This is a genomic window from Sinorhizobium sp. FG01, from assembly GCF_002531875.1.
GTDB classification, from domain to species: Bacteria; Pseudomonadota; Alphaproteobacteria; order Rhizobiales; family Rhizobiaceae; genus Sinorhizobium; species Sinorhizobium fredii_C.
Genome location: NZ_NWTB01000002.1, coordinates 483104 through 502247 on the forward strand (window position 1 = coordinate 483104; position 19144 = coordinate 502247).

Sequence of the window (19144 nt, forward strand, 5' to 3'; positions counted from 1 at the left end):
ATGCCGCAAAGCCGCCAGCGGTCTGGATGATCAATTTCGGCCTGAACGGATGGTCGCTTCGCTATTCGACTCGCGTTCGCTGCGCGTCGGCACCCACCGGCTTTCGCGCCTGCTGGCGCCGCGCCATGGATCGGGCTTTTCTGCGGGCGATCCTCAACTCGGAGAGTGTCGGCTGCCACCATCCCCTGGAAAACGCCTCAGGCCCGGGCTCTCGGCGGGCCGGCCATGTCGCGACGAGTTCGGCAAGGGTCGGTGGGCGCCATCTCCCCCAGACGTGGTCAGCGGTGTGATCCGCTTGCGGATAGTATTGCGCCAGCGGCGCCGGCTCGGCGACTTCGCCGGAGAGATCCACAAAGACGACGCTCCCATACTGAACGGTCGCAACCGGGCGGCCCAAGGGCGGCGGATCGTCAGCGGGGAGGGGATAGCGGCGGCGACGCCTTTCCGCGGCCCGCGCTCTCGCCGCTCTCTCTGCCTCGGAATCTTTTTCCGCATCTCGGCGGCGCTTTCTTTCCTCCGGTTCGCTTCGTCGAGCGGCCTCCTCGATCCGTGGCCAGTGTCGCTGCAGTTCCTCGTAGGACCGGAAGGGTACGCGCCAGACCCGCCCATCCTCGTCCCAATGCGCCCAGGGAATTCCGCGCAGCAATTCGATCACCGATCTGGAATAGGGCGTTCGGATGCGCAGGTCGTCGCGGACCTCTAGATATGGGCTGACGATGGGCTCGAAATCATAGGCGTCGCGGCCTTTGGCGTCACCATGGATGTCGGCGCGCTCTGCTTCCCGTGCCAGCCACCGCTCGATACGACCGGCGGCCGTCGTTCCCGGCACGAACCAGCTCTTGCGTTCGTCGTTCCACCGGGACCGTGGGAACTCCTCGCGAAATCGCTCGACGGTCGCTCGATCATAGGGAAAGGACGCGAACTCACCTTGCCGAGCCTCAACGTCGCGCTTCCACTGATTGTGCGGAACCATGACCGCCTCCACGCCCTTCAGGAGTAACGCTGCGCGCGGTCGCTTTCTTCGTCTCTATCGAGCCTCCCGCAGCCAGATGCTTTTCGGAACGGCGCGATGGAACCGGTCTCCTCGTCTGCGAGTTTCCCTCTTCACTAGGAGGAACGATGCCTAAGGTCACCGACACGATCACCCAGCCCCAGCCCCCGGACCGCCGGGTCGAGTGCGAGCGCGCGCTGGAAGAGGATTTTCAGATTTTCACGAGTCTGGCCGAAAGCGCCGGCTGGACGTGGCAGGAGATCGCGCTCGCGCTGATGGAGCTCACCGAAGACTATGTGATCGCGATGCGAATGGCCGCGAAAATGGCCGAAGCCACTCCCGTTCCCTTCCCAGGAAACAAGACGTTGCACTGATGGCAGGCGGCCCGACCTCGCGTCGTGGGATCACTCCCGCGGACGCACGGACAGTTTTTTCAGCATTGCGACGTCGCGCACGCCGGACTGATAAATGCGAATCAACCGTGCGGCGATTTCATTCGCTCTCTCGCCGCTGCTCTCCACACCCTTTTCCTCCAGGATCTGTTCGAAAATGCTGTGCAGCAGATCCACCTCTGTGGGGCCGAAAGTGCTGCACCGGTCGCGAGATGGCACCATGGTTCATCTCCTCTCGACGGGGGCGGATTCGCACATCCGTGGCGCCCGAGCGTGTGCCGGAAACGTTCAGTGTATGCCTGATTGGGACGATGACGAGTCACTGCAGGTAGCGGCCCCGAATCTCTGTGCAAGTGCTGGTTTGCCCTTTGGGACCGTTGCCGGAGAGGAATGTCGGCCACGACGGAGCGGCGGCCAATTGCCAAGCGCTTGCATTCGCACCGCTGGCTTATTGCTTCCTTTAACGAAGACCGTCTAACGTCGACATATGGCGAAGGATACCAGTCGACTCTTTGAACTCTTCGAGACCTCTCCGGTTCTCGTCGCCGCCTATGACGAGTTCGACAGGCTGCGCTACGCCAACGAGGCATTCCGGTCAGCCTATTTCGTCGCACCGGATGAGACGCCGCTATGGCCGGACTTGATGCGGCGGAACTTTCATGCCCAACGCGGAACCGTCATTCGCGCGGGAGATTTCGAAAAATGGCTGCGATCGACCCAGTCGCGCCGCGGCAAGGTCGGCTTCAGGTCTTTTGAAACCGATCTGTTCGACGGGCGCTGGCTTTGGATGACCGAAACCGTCGAGAAGGATGGCTGGATGCTTTGCGTGGCCACCGATGTGACCGGTCTCAGGGTGAAGGCGCGCACGGTGCGACAGGATCGTGATCTGGCCATCAAGGCCTCCTATACCGACGAACTAACCGGCGTCGCCAACCGCCGTTTCGTGACGGCGAGAATCGAGGACATGCTGCAGCAGAGCTCGCCAGGCTGCCTCTGCGTGCTGGACATCGACCGTTTCAAGAGCATCAACGACCAGTTCGGCCATCAGACCGGTGATGCAATCCTGAGGGATTTCGCGACGCGCATTCACCGCCTGGTGCGGCGCACCGACTGCTTCGGGAGGGTCGGCGGCGAGGAATTCGTGCTTACCCTACCGGCCACGCCCGTCGAGCAGGCTAAATTGATTCTCGAAAGAATGCTCGCCTCCGTGCGCAAGTCCCGTCCGCTTCAGGAGCGGCCCGATTTCGGATACACGTTTTCGGCCGGCATCGCGGGTGCTCAGCCGGGCGACACTGCGATCAGCCTCTATGCCCGTGCGGACCGGGCCCTCTACATGGCCAAGCTCGCCGGCCGGGACCGCATTCACGTGGATGAAACCGATTCCGACCGACCGGCGGTTGCCGGATAGATCAGGCGACCAGCCCCCGGACGGCCAGAGGTCAAGCTTCTGCCAGAGCGGATTTCTGCTGGATTCCCTTTCTGGGTCATGGAAGTCGGCGGTACAGTCCTGTACGAAGATAGAAACTTCTCCGATTTCCGCGCGTTGCAGAGAAGTTGGCGCCCTGCCTCCATTTTTGGCCCAGCATCATGCGCGTCCGTCACTTCGGGGATTTTCTGACGTGGAGAACCCATGACCGCCTCCGTCGACCATGCACCGGCACAGGGCCGTGGCCTGCGCCAGTTTCTCGCCCTGATGCTCGGATCCGTGGGAGTGGTCTATGGCGACATCGGCACCAGCCCCCTCTATGCGTTTCGTGAGGCATTGCGGCCCTTTGCGGCGGGCGGTGTCGAGCGGGCAGAGATCATCGGCCTCATCTCGCTGGTCATCTGGACGCTGACGATCATCGTGACAATTAAATACGTGATCCTGCTGCTTCGCGCCGACAACAATGGCGAGGGCGGCACCTTGGCCCTGCTTGCCCTGCTGATGAAGAAGGGCACCAGGTATCCGGTACTGATGTTCTTCACCGGCATTTTCGGTGCGTCGCTCTTCATCGGCGACGCAATGATCACACCGGCGCTCTCGGTGCTCTCCGCCGTGGAGGGGCTGAAGCTCGTGACGCCGGCTTTGCACGACTATGTGCTGCCGATCTCGGTCGGGATCATGGTGTTGTTGTTTGCCGTTCAGTCGCGTGGCACCGGCGCCGTCTCGATCTTCTTCGGGCCGATCACGCTCATCTGGTTTATCGTCCTCGGCGCGGCGGGCGTGGCCCATATCGGCGACGATCTGGCGATCCTCGGAGCCTTCAATCCCGTGCACGCCGTCGTTTTCCTATGGAATGCCGGCCTCGTTGGCTTCATCGTTCTTGGGGCCGTGTTTCTGACGGTCACGGGAGCGGAAGCTCTCTACGCCGATCTGGGGCATTTCGGCCGCGCCCCGATCCAGGCGGCCTGGATTGCGGTCGTATTCCCGGCGCTGACCTTGAACTATCTCGGACAAGGCGCGCTGATCCTGTCGCATCCGGAGGCGATCTCCGACCCGTTTTTCCTGATGTTTCCGAGCTGGGCCCTGTTGCCGGTGGTGCTCCTTGCGACGCTCGCGACCATCATTGCCAGCCAGTCGGTAATCACCGGCGCGTTCTCGCTCGTGCGGCAAGCCATCCACCTCGGCTTCCTGCCTCGCTTCGAGATCTGCTACACCTCGGAAACCCATACTGGCCAGATCTACCTGCCCTTGGTCAACACGGCGCTCCTCATCGGGGTGCTCGTCCTTTTGTTTGTGTTCGGCAGTTCCGAATCCCTCGCGCCCGCCTATGGCGTCTCGATCACCGGTGCCATGCTGATCGACACGATTCTCGCGTTCGAGTTCGTTCGCCGGCAGTGGGGCTGGGCTGTGCTGACTGCCATTGCAGTCCTACTCCCCTTGTTCCTGCTGGAAATGGTCTTTCTCGGCGCCAACCTCTTCAAGATTCACCATGGCGGCTTCGTACCCATCCTTTTCGCCGGAACGTTGATCACGATCATGTGGACCTGGCGGCGAGGCGTGCAGCTTCTGCGCGAGAAGACTGCGCGTCTGGAAGTGCCGCTCGACCAGTTCATCGCTGCCGTCGAACGAAAATCCGAGCACGCTCCGGTCGAAGTGCCGGGAACGGCGCTCTTCCTGACCGCCACGCCCGAGACCACGCCGTCCGTCCTCCTGCACAACATCAAGCACAATCATGTGCTTCACGAGCACAACGTCATCCTGACCATCAAAACGGCAAGGGTGCCCTATGTCGCGGAGAAGGATCGCTACACGCTGACGAAGCTCTCCGACCGGTTCAGCAAGCTCGAGCTGAGGTTCGGCTTCATGGATGACCAGAATGTCTCACGGGCGCTGGCGCGCTGCCGCAAGGAAGGTTTCAAATTCGAGATCATGTCGACGTCCTTCTATCTCGGCCGGCGCAAGCTCGTTCCGGACCCCGCTTCGGGTATGCCGAGATGGCAGGACAGGCTGTTCATAGCGATGGCTGACTCGGCAATTGACCCGACCGACTACTTCCATCTGCCCGCCAACCGCGTCGTCGAGTTGGGGGAACAAGTGATCATTTAGCGAAAAGGCGCTCAGCGCCGAGACCTTGCGGAGCCGTTCGCAAGAAACTGTCATAACCTCCCGGGCGCGCTCAGCCTCTCTTGGGTCAGCGGTGCGTAGACCTTGGCTCCGGATCGCCTATCGTCTGCGACGCCGGTCGCCAGCACGAGGTAAGCGACGATGAGGCCGATCGACAAGAGCAAGACGCCAACGGCAAAAGCCGGTGAAGTCTCGGTTTCGTGAGCGTGCCATTCCTTCCTGCTGAACATGGGAACCTCCCATTGAATGGGAAAGTATGAAATGTGACGGTTGGGTGGGGATGGAATTCATTGGATTTACATAAGAGCGTTTTGCCGCTCGGCGACCTCCGTCTCAAGGCTCGCACAACGAGGTCTGCAGTCAAGAATTAGACCATGACCCGAATGGGCGAGGGAGCATCGATCTAACGGGTCGTTGGCGCGTCCCGCTCTCCTGTGCTAGAGCAATTTCTAGAACAGGCATGTAGCGGTCCTCCGTCCAAAAGTCATAATTTCAGAGAGTTAGCGCACTTCGTTGCTTTCATAGATTCGGTGAAGCAATGAAATGATGTCAGGGCCTGCCATGTCGCTGGAGCAAGTGGAATGCATCGTCGCGGGAGCCGGCGTCATCGGGCTTGCCGTTGCCCGCGCCCTTGCGCTGGCCGGCCGCGAGGTGCTCATCCTCGAAGCGGCCGATCGCATCGGAAGCGAGACCTCGTCGCGCAACAGCGAAGTCGTCCATGCCGGCATCTACTATCCGGCAGGCAGCCTGATGGCGCGTCTATGCGTCGACGGCCGAAACCTGCTTTATGCCTATTGCCGCGAGCGCGGGCTTCCACACCAGCTGTGCGGCAAGCTGATCGTCGCAACTTCAGAAGCGGAGCTGAAACAGCTGCCGGCGATCGCCGCCGGGGCGGCGCACAACGGGGTGACGGATGTCAGGCAAATCTCTGCCGGGCAGGCGCGCTCCCTCGAACCGGCACTTGCCGCGACCGGCGCGCTCCTGTCGCCTTCGACCGGCATTGTCGACAGTCACGCCTATATGCTGTCGCTGCTCGGCGATGCCGAAAATGCCGGCGCAGTCCTCGTCTGCAACAGCCCGGTCGAGCGGGGTAGGGCAACCGCGCGGCATTGTGGTCGATGTCGGCGGCGCCGCACCGACACGTCTCGGCTGCCGTCTGTTCGTCAATGCCGCCGGGCTTGCCGCACCCAAGCTGGCACGCCTGATCGACGGCATGCCGCCGGCGCTGGTGCCGAAGGAATACTTCGCAAAGGGAGACTATTTCTCGCTCGTCGGAAAGGCGCCGTTCTCGCGCCTGATCTATCCCGTCCCCGTCAAGGGAGGCCTCGGAATCCACCTGACCCTCGACCTGACCGGCCAGGCGCGGTTCGGCCCCGACATCGAATGGGTCGACACGCTTCGATACGATGTCGACCCGGCAAAGGCGGCGCTCTTTTATGCCGGCGTACGCCGCTATTTCCCAGACCTTAAGGATGGCGCATTGCTGCCGGCCTATTCCGGCATTCGGCCGAAGATCGTGCCTCCGGAGGTCGCCCATCAGGATTTCGTCGTACAGGGCCCCACCGTGCATGGCGTGCCCGGGCTGATCAACCTGTTCGGCATAGAATCGCCGGGCCTCACCGCCTCTTTGGCCTTGGCGAAGTTGGTGGCGGAAGCGTTTGACCAGCATCCCAAGAGGCGACGACTGTCGCATCTCTAACTGGCTCATATGTCGCATCTCTAAAATGCCGCTACATGATGTGGCGGCCAGGTTGAAATGTCCGCTCCGGCGCAAAGTAGAAATGTCACTTGCAGCGCTGCCACACGGCACGAGGACCAGCCCCGATCTGACCGGCTGGTCCGGGTTGCAAGGTGAGATCGGGGCGGGTGAATTATCCACTGATCGGCTTTAGCTTTGACAGCCAGACCGCTGATTATTCTGCGGCATCAAGGCGAGAGAGCGCTTGCTGCCGCCGGCCCATGACCGCGGGATCGTTGATAAAATCCGTCCGTTTGCCCGGCTTACGGCCGCGTGGCGTGTAGCCGTTCTTGTCGCTGTTGGTCCGGACCTTCGGCGACGGCAACTGCTCCTGCCGCTCCTTGATGTAGGTCAGCACATCGGAAAGCCGCTTGTTCTCGGTGATCGCCGCATGCGTCACCCGCTGGTCCTTGTCGAACGTCTTATAAGGCAGGGAATGTCCCTTCCAGCGCACGTCGAGCCGGCCGTCGGCGAAAGCGTAGGTCTCGACATAGCGCCCCGACCAGTCCGCGTGCCACCTCGTTCTCCTCGAGCATGATCCGCTTGCGCTCGTAGGAGAACGTCAACTGGGCCCCGACATAACGCTGCTCGCGCTTGCAGAGAATATCCTTTAGCCGGTCCGGCATGAGGTTCAGCGGCCGATGCAGATCCTCCGACCGGGCAGGGGTGCGGGCAAAGCGTGCATTGTGACGCGCGATAAAGCCGGGCAGGAAGTCGTTGCCTGCGTCCATGCCGGAGATCCCGGCGAGCCGCAGTTCCTTGACCAGCCGGTCCTGCAGCGTTCGGTTCATCCGCTCGACCCGGCCCTTCGCTTGGCTCGAATTCGCGCAAAGAATCTCGATGATCGCAATCAGTCCCATCCGCAATCTCCCACGGCATCAAAACGCGGGGAGAGTGACATTCTTACTTTGCAGGATCAGGACACTTCAACTTTGCGGCTACATAGAAAAATCGCGTAATATATCTTATGGAACTTCGGACAATGAAGCCACCCACTGGATTTGCCCCGAAACCTTCGACAGACCCGTCACCGCCGGGGCTTGGTTCGGGTGGCGAGAACGTTGCGGATTGAAAAGCTCGAATGGATGCGCAGGACGCCGGGCAGCGTCGAGAGAATGTCCTTGTGGATCCGCTCGAACTCGCCGGCGCCCGCGACTTCTATCCGCAGCAGATAATCCGATCCGCCCGTCATGAGGAAGCATTCGCGTATTTCCGGATGCTTGCGCACCGCCGCTTCGAAACGGTCGAGATGATCCTCCGTCTGTCGCTCCAGGGTGATATTGATGATCACCGCGATCGTGTCCTCGGAACTGCCGCTTTCCACCAGCGCGGTGTAGCCGCGTATGACGCCGGCCTCTTCGAGCAATCTTATCCGGCGCAGACAAGCCGACGGCGACAGGCCAACCTCCTTCGCCATGCGGGCATTGCTCATGCGCGCGTTGACGCGGAGCAGACGCAGGATATTTCGATCGATCGCGTCAAGCGCTGTCATGCATAAAGCTCCGTTTTTGTGCAGTATGTGCGGGTATTGCCCATACTTTGATACAATCAATCAACACCAGATAAGATATTCGACGATCGTTTCAATATGTTCTGCGCAACGAGAGGGTTGCACATGAACCGTCATGCCTTGCATGTTCCAGATCGACAAACGGTGGGTGGCGCTTCGGGCTACCTGACGATCGATCTTGCCGCCTTGCGGCGGAATTATCGAAAGCTTTCGACAAGGGTCGCACCGGCAACCGCCGCCGCGGTGGTCAAGGCCGACGCCTATGGCCTTGGCGCCGAGCAGGTCTCCGACGCCCTGCATGCGGAAGGCTGCCGGCATTTCTTTGTTGCGCATCTCCCCGAGGCGGTGAAGCTCGGACCGCTTTTGCCGAACGACACGCAGATATTCGTGCTCAACGGGCTGCAGCCCGGAACGGAGATCACCTGCGCCAAGGCCCGCATCGTTCCGGTTCTCAACTCTCTCGAGCAATTCCGCCGCTGGTCGCTGACGGCGCGGAAGCTCGGGCGCGTTCTTCCCGCCGTCTTGCAGTTCGACACTGGCATGTCGCGCTTGGGGGTTCCCCCGGAGGAACGAACCCCGCTTGCGGCTGATCTCGGGGGCTGCGGCAATATCGAAATTCTGTTCATCATGAGCCACCTCGCCTGCGCCGACGAGCTGGACAATGGCCAGAATGCAGAGCAGCTCGCCGAGATCGGTCGGATCGCCGCCGAGTTTCCAGGCTTGAGCGTCTGCCTAGCCAATTCCGGCGGCATATTCATGGGCGACGACTATCACGGTGTGCTGTCTCGTCCCGGCATCGCCCTCTACGGGGGAGCACCCACAGCGGGCAAGCCCAATCCAATGGAGCCGGTCGTGCGGCTCGACGTTGCCGTCATTCAGACGAGAACGGTGCCGGCCGGCACGCGGGTCGGATATGGCGGTGCGCATGTGACTTCCGCCGAAACCAGGCTTGCCACGATCGCCGCAGGCTATGCCGACGGCCTGCCGCGCAGTCTCAGCCATCGCGGCGCCGTTTTCTACGACGGCGTTCGCCTGCCGTTCGTCGGGCGCGTCTCGATGGACAGCATAACCGTCGATATTTCCGCCCTTCCCGAAGGCACGCTTGCGCTGGGAAGCCTTGTCGAGGTTCTCGGCCCTCACCAAACGCTTGAAGAACTGGCGGAAGCAGGCGGCACCATCTCCTATGAAATTCTGACTAGCCTCGGCCGCCGCTACGAGCGTCGCTACCGCTGATCGTCCATCATCGAGGAAACCATGAAAGTCATCGTTCTCGGCGCCGGTGTGATCGGCGTCACCAGTGCCTACCAGCTCGCCAAGGCAGGACACGAGGTCACCGTCATCGACCGCCAGCAAGGTCCGGCCCTGGAAACCAGCTTCGCCAATGCCGGCGAAGTCTCCTTCGGCTACTGCTCGCCCTGGGCCGCACCCGGTATTCCAATGAAGGCGCTGAAATGGCTCTTCATGGAGCATGCGCCGCTCATCCTGCGGCCGAAGATCGACCGCGCCATGCTCACCTGGATGTTCCAGATGCTGAGGAACTGCACCCCGGAGCGCTACGCGATCAACAAGAGCCGCATGTTGCGCCTCGCGGCTTACAGCCGGACATCACTGGCGGAGGTCCGGGCGGAGACCGGCATCGCCTATGACGAACGCATGCAGGGCACGCTGCAGCTTTTCAGGACGCAGCAGCAGCTGGACGCTTCGGGCAAGGATGTCAAGGCGCTGGCGGCCGACGGCGTGCCCTACAAGGTGCTCGACCGTGACGGCTGCATTGGGGTCGAGCCCGCTCTGAAGCATGTCCGAGAAAAGATCGTCGGCGGTCTGCTGACGCCGAAGGACGAAACCGGCGACTGCTTCAAATTTACCAACGCGCTCGCCGCCAGGGCGGCGGCGCTCGGAGTCCGCTTCGCCTATGGCACGCTTATCAAGGGGCTGGATGTTGAAGGCGGGCAGGTGCGCGGCGTCCTGACCGAACGCGACCGGCTGAACGCGGATGCGGTCGTCGTCGCGCTCGGCAGCTATTCACCGCTGCTGCTGAAACCATTCGGCATCAAGCTGCCGGTCTATCCCGTCAAGGGATATTCACTGACGATTCCCATCACCGACGCTTCGCGCGCACCGGAATCCACCGTGATGGACGAGACCTACAAGATCGCCATCACACGCCTCGGCGACCGGATCCGTGTCGGTGGCATGGCGGAAATCTCTGGATACACCAATGATCTTGGCCCGGCCCGGCGGCGCACCCTCGACCATTCGGTGACAGATCTGTTCCCAGGCGGCGATTTGCGACAGGCATCCTTCTGGTCCGGGCTCAGGCCGATGACGCCGGACGGGACGCCGGTGATTGGGCCGACGAAGATTGCCGGTCTCTACCTCAACACCGGACACGGCACGCTCGGCTGGACGATGAGCTGCGGTTCGGCCCGTCTCATCAGCGATTTGGTCGGCGGGCGCAAGCCAGAGATCGACGCGAAGGATCTGGCGATCGGTCGCTATAGGTGAGCCGTCATGTTCACTGAGAAAGCCATGTCCGCCTCCCCGATTGGTCGTAGGTGGTGCAACGAGGCCTAAGAACGTTGCGGGCGGCCGCTCTCGGCGGCCACGAGAATTGCCTCAATGAGGCGATGAACCCTTAACGCCTCGCGGCCGTTGACGCGCGGCTCTCGTCCGGTCTCGATGGCATCGAGGAAATCCGCGAGCACCGCGCGGTGATGGTGGTGCGGGAAGGCCATCGGATCGGCGCCGGCACCTCCGGCCGCCTCGTCCTCGATCGTGAGTTCCGTTCCATCGTGAAAGGAGACGGTCAAATTCCTTCCGCCGAGGCGCGCCATGCCGCGCGTGCCGATGACGTCGATCTCGTCGGGAAAGCCCGGATAGGCGCAGGTGGTAGCACTCACCGTGCCGATCGCTCCGTTTGCAAAGCGGATGGCCGCCATGGCGAGGTCTTCCGTTTCCATGCGGTGCACCTTGCTGGTTGCCGCATGGGCTCTGACCTCCTCCGGAAGGCCGGCGAGCGAAATCATGAGGTCGAGCGTGTGGATCGCTTGGGTGAGAAGCACGCCGCCGCCGTCGCGAGCCCGCGTGCCGCGTCCCGGCTGGTCGTAATAGCTCTGCGGGCGCCAGTTGTGGAGGCGCGCCGAAGCGCTGACGATCTCGCCGAGACGCCCCTCCTCGATCAGTTCGGCAAGTGCCTCGCTGACCGGGCGAAAGCGGTGCTGAAGCACGATGCCGAGTACGATTCCTGCTTTTTCGGCAAGTTCCACCAATGCCTCGGCGCGCGCAGGCGATATCTCCAGCGGCTTTTCGAGAAGCACATGCTTGTTCGCTGCGGCCGCCCGCCGGACGAGGTCAAGATGTGTATTGGGCGGCGTCAGCACCATGACGGCTGCTATCGACGGATCGGCGAAGATCGTCTCGGCATCGTCGCAAGTGGGAAATCCGTAAATCTGCGTAAATGCTTCGCGCCGCGCCGGCGTAGGACTGAAGGCAGCGGCAACCTCGGCCCTCTCCTGTAAATCGAGCAGACTTTTGGCATGTGGCGCTGCGGCCATGCCGAGGCCGATCAGACCGACGCGTATCCTTGCCATCTCGCTCTCTCCATCACCCGGTGATCGGCGACCGCTTGGGCAAACCCGCACCGCTGCCGCGACGGGGCCGAACGCGACTTGCTCAACGTAAGAACGTGCACAACCAAATTCATCATACAAGTAAAAAAATTTGTATGTTGACATTTTATTTTACAGGCTCTAGCCATAGCGAGCCTATAGGAGGAGCGGGCTACATGAAGGGGCTGATCGACCCAGATCTTCTGTTTCCGGCGGACGAGGGCACGCGGCGGCTCGCGCGGGACCTCTATGCCGAGGTGCGCGGACTGCCGATCGTCAGCCCGCACGGTCACACGGAACCGCGGTGGTATGCGCTCGACGAGCCCTTCCCCGATCCGGCACAGCTTCTCATCGTACCGGACCACTATGTATTCCGCATGCTGTTCAGCCAGGGTGTGAAACTGGAAGAGCTCGGCGTGCCGACCCTCGACGGCGCGCCGGTCGAGACGAACGGACGCGCGATCTGGCGACTTTTCTGCGAGCGCTATCATCTGTTTCGCGGCACGCCGACGCGCCTCTGGTTCGACTACACGCTTTCCAACCTCTTCGGCATTGAGGAGTTGCCCTCGGCGGAAAACGCCGATCGCCTGTACGACCGCATCTCCGCTTGCCTCGACAAGCCGGACTACCGCCCCCGCGCCCTCTATGAACGCTTCAATATCGAGGTAATCTCGACGACCGACGGGGCGCTCGACGATCTGCATTGGCACGCGAAAATCCGCGAAAGCGGCTGGAAGGGCCGCGTCGTTCCCGCATACAGACCCGACTCGGTCGTGGATCCGGAGTTCGCCGGCTTTTCCGCCAATCTTGACAGGCTGGGTCAGATCACCGGCGCCGACACCGGAACATGGAAGGGCTATCTTGACGCGCATCGGGCCCGGCGCGCCTATTTCAAGCAGTTCGGCGCAACTTCCACGGATCACGGCCATGCCACGGCGGATACGGCAAACCTTTCCGAGGCGGCCGCAGTGGCGCTCTTCGACAAGGTGCGCTCTGGCAAGGCGGATGCGGACGAGAGCCGACTCTTCCGTGCTCAGATGCTGACCGAAATGGCAAAGATGAGCCTTGACGACGGACTGGTGCTGCAGATCCATCCGGGCTCCTTCCGCAATCATTCCCCGTCGATGCTGGCAAAGTTCGGCCGCGACAAGGGTTTCGATATTCCGACCCGCACGGATTACGTGACGGCCTTGAAGCCGCTGCTTGACGCCGTCGGACTCGAGCCCGACCTGACCGTCATTCTCTTTACCTTGGACGAGACGAGCTATGCGCGCGAGCTTGCGCCGCTCGCCGGCGTCTACCCGGCGCTCAGACTCGGGCCCGCCTGGTGGTTCCACGACAGCCCGGAAGGCATGCGCCGCTTCCGCGAGATGACCACCGAGACGGCCGGGTTCTACAACACGGTCGGCTTCAACGACGACACCAGGGCGTTTCCGTCGATCCCGGCGCGCCACGATATCGCACGCCGGGTCGACTGCGCATTTTTGGCACGCCTGGTGGCCGAACATCGGCTGAGAGAGGACGAGGCCTGCGAGCTTGCCCGAGATCTTGCCTGCGGACTCGCAAAGAAGGCGTACCAACTTTGAAACAGTGAAAGTGAGATCATCGATCTGATCATGCGAAACGGGAGGAGAGCATGAGAATTCTTGGAAAACTGACGGCGGGCCTGCTGCTTGCCGCTGCATTCATGACCGGTGCGGCCAGCGCCCAGACAGTGCTGCGCTCATCGGATACGCATCCGGACGGCTATCCGACGGTTGAGGCCGTCGAATATTTCGGCGAGCTGGTCAAGGAGCGTACTGCCGGCCGCTACGCTGTCGAGGTTTACCACTCGGCGCAACTCGGCGAGGAAAAGGACACCATCGAGCAGGTGCGCTCCGGCGTGATCGAACTGAACCGCGTGTCGATGGCACCCTTCAACGGCACGGTGAAGGAGTCGATCATCCCGGCCCTGCCCTACCTCTTCCGCTCGGAAGAGCACATGCACAAGGTCATGGATGGCGCGATCGGCGACCAGATCAAAAAGGCATTCGAAGGCGCCGGACTGGTGGTGCTTGCCTATTATGATGCGGGCTCGCGCTCCTTCTATAACAAGCAGAAGCCGATCACGTCGGTTGCCGACATGAAGGGGCTCAAGTTCCGCGTCATCCAGTCGGACATCTTCGTCGACATGGTGGCGGCGCTCGGCGCCAACGCCACGCCGATGCCCTATGGCGAGGTCTATTCGGCGATCGAGACGGGCGTCATCGACGGAGCGGAGAACAATTTCCCGAGCTACGACACCGCCAAGCATTTCGAGGTGGCGAAGAACTTCTCGCTCGACGAGCACACCATTCTTCCGGAGGTGTTCGTGATGAACAAGGCCGCCTTCGACAAGCTAACGCCGGAAGACCAGGAGATCTTCAAGCAGGCCGCCAAGGACAGCGTCGCCAAGCAGCGCGAGCTCTGGGCGGCCAAGGTCAGCGAGTCGCGCGCCAAGGTCGAGGCGGCCGGCGCGAAGATTTCCACGCCCGACAAGCAGGGTTTCATCGATGCGATGAAGCCGGTTTACGAGAAGCACGTCACCGATCCGGTCCTGAAGAAGATGGTCGAGGACGTACGGGCGGTTCAATGACGCCATTTGATGGGCAGGCCCGACCCTGCCCATCCCTTCTAGGGATGACGACCATGTCCACCAGACTGGTGAAAACGGGCCGCGCGCTCTCGGGGTTGAGCACGCTTTCGCTTTGGCTCGCGGGGATCGGCCTTGTCGTGATGACGGCGATCGTCGCTTGGCAGGTGTTCTGCCGCTATGTGCTGAACGACTCGCCGAGCTGGACCGAGCCCGGCGCCGTCATGCTGATGAGCTGGTTCATCTTCCTGGGTGCCGCGGTCGGCGTGCGGGAAAACTACCATCTCGGCTTCGACGTCCTGCTCTACGTGGTACCCAAGGGTGGGAAGAAGTGGCTGCGGATGATCTCGGACCTTGTCGCGCTCGCCTTCGGCTGCGGCATGATCTGGTACGGGGTCGAGCTTGTCAGGCTCACCTGGGACACCATTCTGCCGTCCCTGCACATCTCCGGCGGCTGGAACTATGTGCCGCTGGTTGCAGGCGGCGTGCTGATCAGCCTGTTCGCCCTGGAACGCATCGTTCTTCGGCTTGCAGGAGAACCGATCGACGATCTTCTCGACGAATTGCCGCCGGCGGAGGCTGCCGCCGAACTCGACACCGCGAATGTAAAGGCGTGATCGGATGGATATGATGATCCTCTTCGGCGTATTTACGCTGCTGATGCTGATCGGCACGCCGATCGCCTTCTGCCTCGGCGTCGCCTCTTTCGCGACCGTGCTCTATCTCGGGCTGCCGCCGCTCGTCATCTTCCAGCGGCTGAATTCCGGCATGAGCGTGTTTTCTCTGCTCGCCATTCCGTTCTTCATCTATGCCGGCGACCTGATGGTACGCGGCGGCATCGCCCAGAAGATCGTCGCCTTCGCCGCCTCGCTGGTCGGGCACATCCGCGGCGGACTGGGGCAGGTCAACATCGTCACCGCGACGCTGTTCGGCGGCATTTCCGGCTCCGCCGTCGCGGAGGCCGCAGCCGTCGGCGGGCTGATGATCCCGCAAATGAAAGCGCGCGGCTATGGCGCCGACTATGCCGTCAACGTCACCTCCATGGCGGCTTTGATCGCGCTGATGCTGCCGCCGTCGCACAACATGATCATCTATTCGATCTCGGCGGGTGGAAAGATCTCGATTGCGGATCTCTTCACCGCCGGCATTCTCCCCGGCCTCCTTTATGCGGCCGCGCTGATGGTGACCGCCTATTTCGTGGCGCGCAGCCGCGGCTACCCCACCGAGGTTTTTCCAGGGTTCGCGAGGGTCGGCCGCTTCCTACTCATCTCGACCCCCGGCCTGCTGCTCATCGCCATCATCTTCGGCGGCGTCCGCTCGGGCGTGTTCACGGCGACGGAAAGCTCATGCATCGCCGTTCTCTACGCGCTGGCCGTGACCGTCTTCGTCTACCGTCAGATGAACTGGCAGGACTTCGTCCACGCCACCTTCGGCGCGGTGCGCACGACGGCGATGGTCCTCTTAATTATCGGAATGGCAGCGGCGTTCTCCTGGCTGATGGCATTTCTCAAGGTGCCCGCGGCACTGATCGACTGGATGAACACGATCTCGGAGAACCCGATCATCGTGCTGCTGCTGATCAACGTCCTGATGCTGTTCCTCGGCACCTTCATGGACATGGGGCCGACAATCATCATCTGCACGCCGATCTTTCTGCCTGTGGCGATGGCCTATGGAGTCGATCCAGTCCATTTCGGGGTGATCATGATCCTGAACTTCGGCATCGGCCTCAATACGCCGCCGGTGGGCGCGGTGCAGTTCGTCGCCTGCGCGGTCGGGAAAATCACCGTATGGGAGGCGATGCGGAGCATCTGGCCCTTCTATCTGGCGGGTTTGATCGTCCTCGGGCTCGTCACCTATGTTCCGGCCCTCTCGCTTTGGCTGCCGGGCGTCTTCAAGGGGTAAGAGCGTCATGGACTCCCCGGCCGAATCCAGGATGGAGCGCAAGCCGAAGCTTTCCGAACGCGTTGCAAGCGCGATCCGGGAGCAGGTTCTGAAAGGCGAAATCCCGCCTGGCGACAAGCTGCCGACGGAGAGCCGGATGAGCGCGTTTTACGGCGTCAGCCGGACCGTGGTGCGCGAGGCGATCGCGACCCTTGCCGCAGATGGCCTGGTCGAGGCGCGACAGGGAGCCGGTGTCTTCGTCAAGGATCACCCGACACTTGCTTTCGGCTCGATCAGCCTCGACGTCGGCAACCGGATCTCCCATGCCCTGAACGTCATCGAAGTGCGGATGGGGCTTGAGATAGAGAGCGCCGGGCTTGCGGCGCTTCGGCGCAATGCCGCCCAGGAGGCGCAGATCCAGGAGGCCTTCTTTGAATTCGAACGGCTGCTCGAGCGCGGCGAGGCCACCGGCAAGAGCGACTTCGCCTTCCACCGGGCGATCGCCGTTGCGACCAACAATCCCTACTATGTGGAAGTTCTCGATGCGCTTGGCATGCGGGCGATCCCCTGCGACATCGCCTCGCCCTGGGGCACCGACAGCATCCTGTCGCGCGAATATCAGGAGGGCCTGCAGCGCGAGCATCTGGCGATCCTCAAGGCGATTTCCGCCAGCGATCCGGACGCTGCCCGCGCCGCCATGCGCGCCCATCTTACCGCCAGCCAGGAACGCTATCGCGTGCGGCTGAGCGGTCAGCAGGCCAAATGGATTTTGGACACGACAACCCGCCGGGACTGACTTCCTTTCTTGCAAATCCGAGGACAACACGCCGATGACCGCAACCCATATCGACTATGCCATCCGTCACGCCATCAACCCCGAAGCCGCCGCGCGCATGGATACCGATGCGCTTCGCGCCAATTTCCACATTTCGGGGCTGTTCAGGCCGGGCCGCATTTCACTGACCTATACCCATTACGACCGGATGATCGTCGGCGGCGCGATGCCGGTCCACGCACCCCTGCCGCTGGAGTCCATCCGCCCGACAGGCACGCCCCGCTTCCTCGACCGGCGTGAGCTCATCGCCGTCAATATCGGCGGCGCCGGCAACGTCGAGGTCGGTGGCGAAAGCTTCCGGCTCGAGCCGCGCGACATGATCTATGCGGGCATGGGCGAGGACGTCTCCTTCTCGTCCGAAGATCCGGCCGCCCCCGCCAAATTTTATCTGCTCAGCGCGCCCGCCCACCAGGCATTGCCGGCGCGCCATATCCGCATCGGCGATGCCAAACGGCTCGATCTCGGCAGCGCGGCCACCTCGAACGAGCGCTCGATCTTCCAATTCATTCACCCGGAAGGCGTGAAGACCTGCCAACTCGTCGTCGGCATGACGCAACTTGCGCCCGGCTCCGTCTGGAACACCATGCCCTGCCACGTTCACGATCGGCGCATGGAAGCCTATCTCTATTTCGACCTAGCGCACGGGGCACGCATTCTGCATCTGATGGGCGAACCGAGCGAAACACGCCATATCGTGATGGCGGAGGAGGAGGCGGTGATTTCGCCGCCCTGGTCCATCCATTCCGGCTGCGGCACGTCCAGTTATGCCTTCATCTGGGCCATGGCCGGCGACAATGTCGATTATACCGATGTGGAGATAGTGCCGATGGAGGCGCTGAAGTGAGCGTTCCGTCGGCCTTCAGCCTCGCCGGCCGCCGCATCATCGTCACCGGCGCCAATACCGGCATCGGCCAGGGCGTGGCCGTGGCGATCGCCCGCGCCGGCGGAACAGTGATCGGCGTCGGCCGCTCCGCCATGGACGAAACCGAGACGAAGGTCTCGGAGGCAGGCGGAAGCTTCATTTCCGCGCATGCCGATCTTGCGGACCGCGAAGCGAGCCGTTCGCTGATCGACGAATTGTGGCGCGAGCATGGTTTTCTTGACGGCCTGGTCAACAATGCCGGAATCATCCGCCGCGCCGACGCGGTTGATTTCAGCGAAGCCGACTGGGACGACGTCATCGACATCAATCTCAGTTCGTTGTTCTTCCTGAGCCAGGCCTATGGCCGCCGGCTGCTTGCCGAGGGACGGCGCGGCAAGATCGTCAATATTGCCTCGCTGCTTTCCTTCCAGGGAGGTATCCGCGTCGCCTCCTACACCGCGTCGAAGCATGGCGCGCTGGGCATCACCAGGGTTCTCGCCTGCGAATGGGCGGCCAGGGGCATCAACGTGAATGCCGTGGCGCCCGGCTATATCGTTACCAACAACACCGAGGCGCTCCGCGCCGACGAAAAGCGAAGCGCGGCCATTCTGGAGCGCATCCCGGCCAGCCGCTGGGGCACGCCGGACGATATCGGCGATGCGACCGTGTTTCTGCTTGCCACGGCTTCCGACTACATGCACGGCGCCGTCATTCCGGTAGACGGCGGCTGGCTCGCGAGATAGGAGACGATCATGGATAGGAAACTTTTCGCCCGCGGTAACGAAGGCGAATGGACAGATCTCGGAGAGGGCAATCGGCGCCGGGTGATCCTCTCGACGGACGAATTGATGCTGGTGGAATTCGCCTTCGAGGAGGGAGCCATCGGCGCTCCCCATTCTCACCCGCACGTTCAGGCCAGTTATGTCGCGGCGGGGAGCTTCGAGGTGACGGTCGGCGGGCGGACCCAGGTTCTTTCCGCCGGCGACAGTTTCATCGTGCCGTCCGGGGTGGTCCATGGCGTCAAGGCGCTGGAGGAGGGCCGTCTCGTCGATAGCTTTACCCCACATCGGGCCGATTTTCTCAACTAAGGATGAGCGGCGGTCGAGGAGAGCACTCCGGCACGCGAGCTCCTTGCTGCGCCGCCTGTTCAACGCTCTGGTCGA

General features: G+C 62.2%; 18 protein-coding genes and 2 pseudogenes. 14 read left to right on the forward strand and 6 right to left on the reverse strand.

The annotated features are described in order from the left end of the window. Positions 1–61: 61 nt before the first annotated feature. Positions 62–973, reverse strand: coding sequence for a hypothetical protein (locus CO656_RS02235; protein WP_179864680.1), 912 nt, complete (start codon positions 971–973; stop codon positions 62–64). A 146-nt stretch (positions 974–1119) separates the two neighbouring features. Between CO656_RS02235 and CO656_RS02240 the strand changes: the two genes are divergently transcribed. Continuing rightward, the gene (locus CO656_RS02240) at positions 1120–1365 is read left to right on the forward strand and encodes a hypothetical protein (protein WP_037417300.1); all 246 of its coding nucleotides are present in this window, start codon (positions 1120–1122) and stop codon (positions 1363–1365) included. A 30-nt stretch (positions 1366–1395) separates the two neighbouring features. Here CO656_RS02240 and CO656_RS02245 read toward each other — a convergent pair whose 3' ends face one another. Continuing rightward, positions 1396–1605: a hypothetical protein gene (locus CO656_RS02245; RefSeq protein ID WP_037417303.1), complete on the reverse strand. Its 210-nt coding sequence runs from the start codon at positions 1603–1605 to the stop codon at positions 1396–1398. 265 nt (positions 1606–1870) lie between these two features. Between CO656_RS02245 and CO656_RS02250 the strand changes: the two genes are divergently transcribed. Together CO656_RS02250 and CO656_RS02255 are read left to right on the forward strand one after the other, a co-directional pair. Continuing rightward, positions 1871–2791 carry a GGDEF domain-containing protein gene (locus CO656_RS02250; protein ID WP_097524649.1) on the forward strand — a complete coding sequence of 307 codons (921 nt, stop codon included), beginning with the start codon at positions 1871–1873 and terminating at the stop codon, positions 2789–2791. Between the two features lie 222 nt (positions 2792–3013). Then, positions 3014–4915, forward strand: coding sequence for a potassium transporter Kup (locus CO656_RS02255; RefSeq protein ID WP_097524650.1), 1902 nt, complete (start codon positions 3014–3016; stop codon positions 4913–4915). A 50-nt stretch (positions 4916–4965) separates the two neighbouring features. Here the strand turns inward: CO656_RS02255 and CO656_RS02260 are convergent, their stop codons facing one another. After that, positions 4966–5163, reverse strand: coding sequence for a hypothetical protein (locus tag CO656_RS02260; RefSeq protein ID WP_097524651.1), 198 nt, complete (start codon positions 5161–5163; stop codon positions 4966–4968). 337 nt (positions 5164–5500) lie between these two features. Here CO656_RS02260 and CO656_RS02265 point away from each other — a divergent pair. Then, positions 5501–6632 (forward strand): annotated as a pseudogene (locus CO656_RS02265) (NAD(P)/FAD-dependent oxidoreductase). 214 nt (positions 6633–6846) lie between these two features. On the opposite strand, the pseudogene CO656_RS02270 reads toward CO656_RS02265, so the two are convergent. After that, positions 6847–7513: pseudogene (locus tag CO656_RS02270) on the reverse strand (ISNCY family transposase); the annotation flags it as partial. A gap of 185 nt (positions 7514–7698) precedes the next feature. Then, entirely contained in the window at positions 7699–8163 is a 465-nt protein-coding gene (locus CO656_RS02275) for an Lrp/AsnC family transcriptional regulator (protein ID WP_097524652.1), read from the reverse strand. A 123-nt stretch (positions 8164–8286) separates the two neighbouring features. On the opposite strand from CO656_RS02275, the gene alr reads away from it, so the two are divergent. Then, positions 8287–9414: an alanine racemase gene (gene alr / locus CO656_RS02280; protein WP_097524653.1), complete on the forward strand. Its 1128-nt coding sequence runs from the start codon at positions 8287–8289 to the stop codon at positions 9412–9414. A gap of 21 nt (positions 9415–9435) precedes the next feature. After that, positions 9436–10686: a D-amino acid dehydrogenase gene (locus tag CO656_RS02285; protein WP_037425465.1), complete on the forward strand. Its 1251-nt coding sequence runs from the start codon at positions 9436–9438 to the stop codon at positions 10684–10686. A gap of 65 nt (positions 10687–10751) precedes the next feature. On the opposite strand, the gene CO656_RS02290 is transcribed toward CO656_RS02285, so the two are convergent. Next, the gene (locus CO656_RS02290; protein ID WP_097524654.1) at positions 10752–11771 is read right to left on the reverse strand and encodes a Gfo/Idh/MocA family oxidoreductase; all 1020 of its coding nucleotides are present in this window, start codon (positions 11769–11771) and stop codon (positions 10752–10754) included. 194 nt (positions 11772–11965) lie between these two features. Between CO656_RS02290 and uxaC the strand changes: the two genes are divergently transcribed. Genes uxaC through CO656_RS02330 form a run of 8 tightly spaced genes read left to right on the forward strand, consistent with a single transcriptional unit; the run spans position 11966 to position 19069 of the window. Then, positions 11966–13375, forward strand: coding sequence for a glucuronate isomerase (gene uxaC / locus CO656_RS02295; protein ID WP_097524655.1), 1410 nt, complete (start codon positions 11966–11968; stop codon positions 13373–13375). A gap of 50 nt (positions 13376–13425) precedes the next feature. Next, the gene (locus CO656_RS02300) at positions 13426–14403 is read left to right on the forward strand and encodes a TRAP transporter substrate-binding protein (protein WP_037425474.1); all 978 of its coding nucleotides are present in this window, start codon (positions 13426–13428) and stop codon (positions 14401–14403) included. Positions 14404–14456: 53 nt separating this feature from the next. Then, on the forward strand, positions 14457–15017 hold the full coding sequence (locus tag CO656_RS02305) for a TRAP transporter small permease (protein ID WP_097524656.1): 561 nt from the start codon (positions 14457–14459) through the stop codon (positions 15015–15017). Between the two features lie 4 nt (positions 15018–15021). Then, a complete protein-coding gene (locus CO656_RS02310; protein ID WP_097524657.1) occupies positions 15022–16305 on the forward strand; it encodes a TRAP transporter large permease in 1284 nt (427 codons plus the stop codon). Between the two features lie 7 nt (positions 16306–16312). Beyond that, positions 16313–17080: a FadR/GntR family transcriptional regulator gene (locus tag CO656_RS02315; protein ID WP_176536569.1), complete on the forward strand. Its 768-nt coding sequence runs from the start codon at positions 16313–16315 to the stop codon at positions 17078–17080. 34 nt (positions 17081–17114) lie between these two features. Next, the gene (gene kduI / locus CO656_RS02320; RefSeq protein ID WP_097524658.1) at positions 17115–17963 is read left to right on the forward strand and encodes a 5-dehydro-4-deoxy-D-glucuronate isomerase; all 849 of its coding nucleotides are present in this window, start codon (positions 17115–17117) and stop codon (positions 17961–17963) included. Next, entirely contained in the window at positions 17960–18724 is a 765-nt protein-coding gene (gene kduD, locus CO656_RS02325; RefSeq protein WP_097524659.1) for a 2-dehydro-3-deoxy-D-gluconate 5-dehydrogenase KduD, read from the forward strand. The genes kduI and kduD overlap by 4 nt, the downstream gene beginning before the upstream one ends. A gap of 6 nt (positions 18725–18730) precedes the next feature. Beyond that, entirely contained in the window at positions 18731–19069 is a 339-nt protein-coding gene (locus CO656_RS02330; RefSeq protein ID WP_234819634.1) for a cupin domain-containing protein, read from the forward strand. Positions 19070–19144 lie beyond the last annotated feature (75 nt).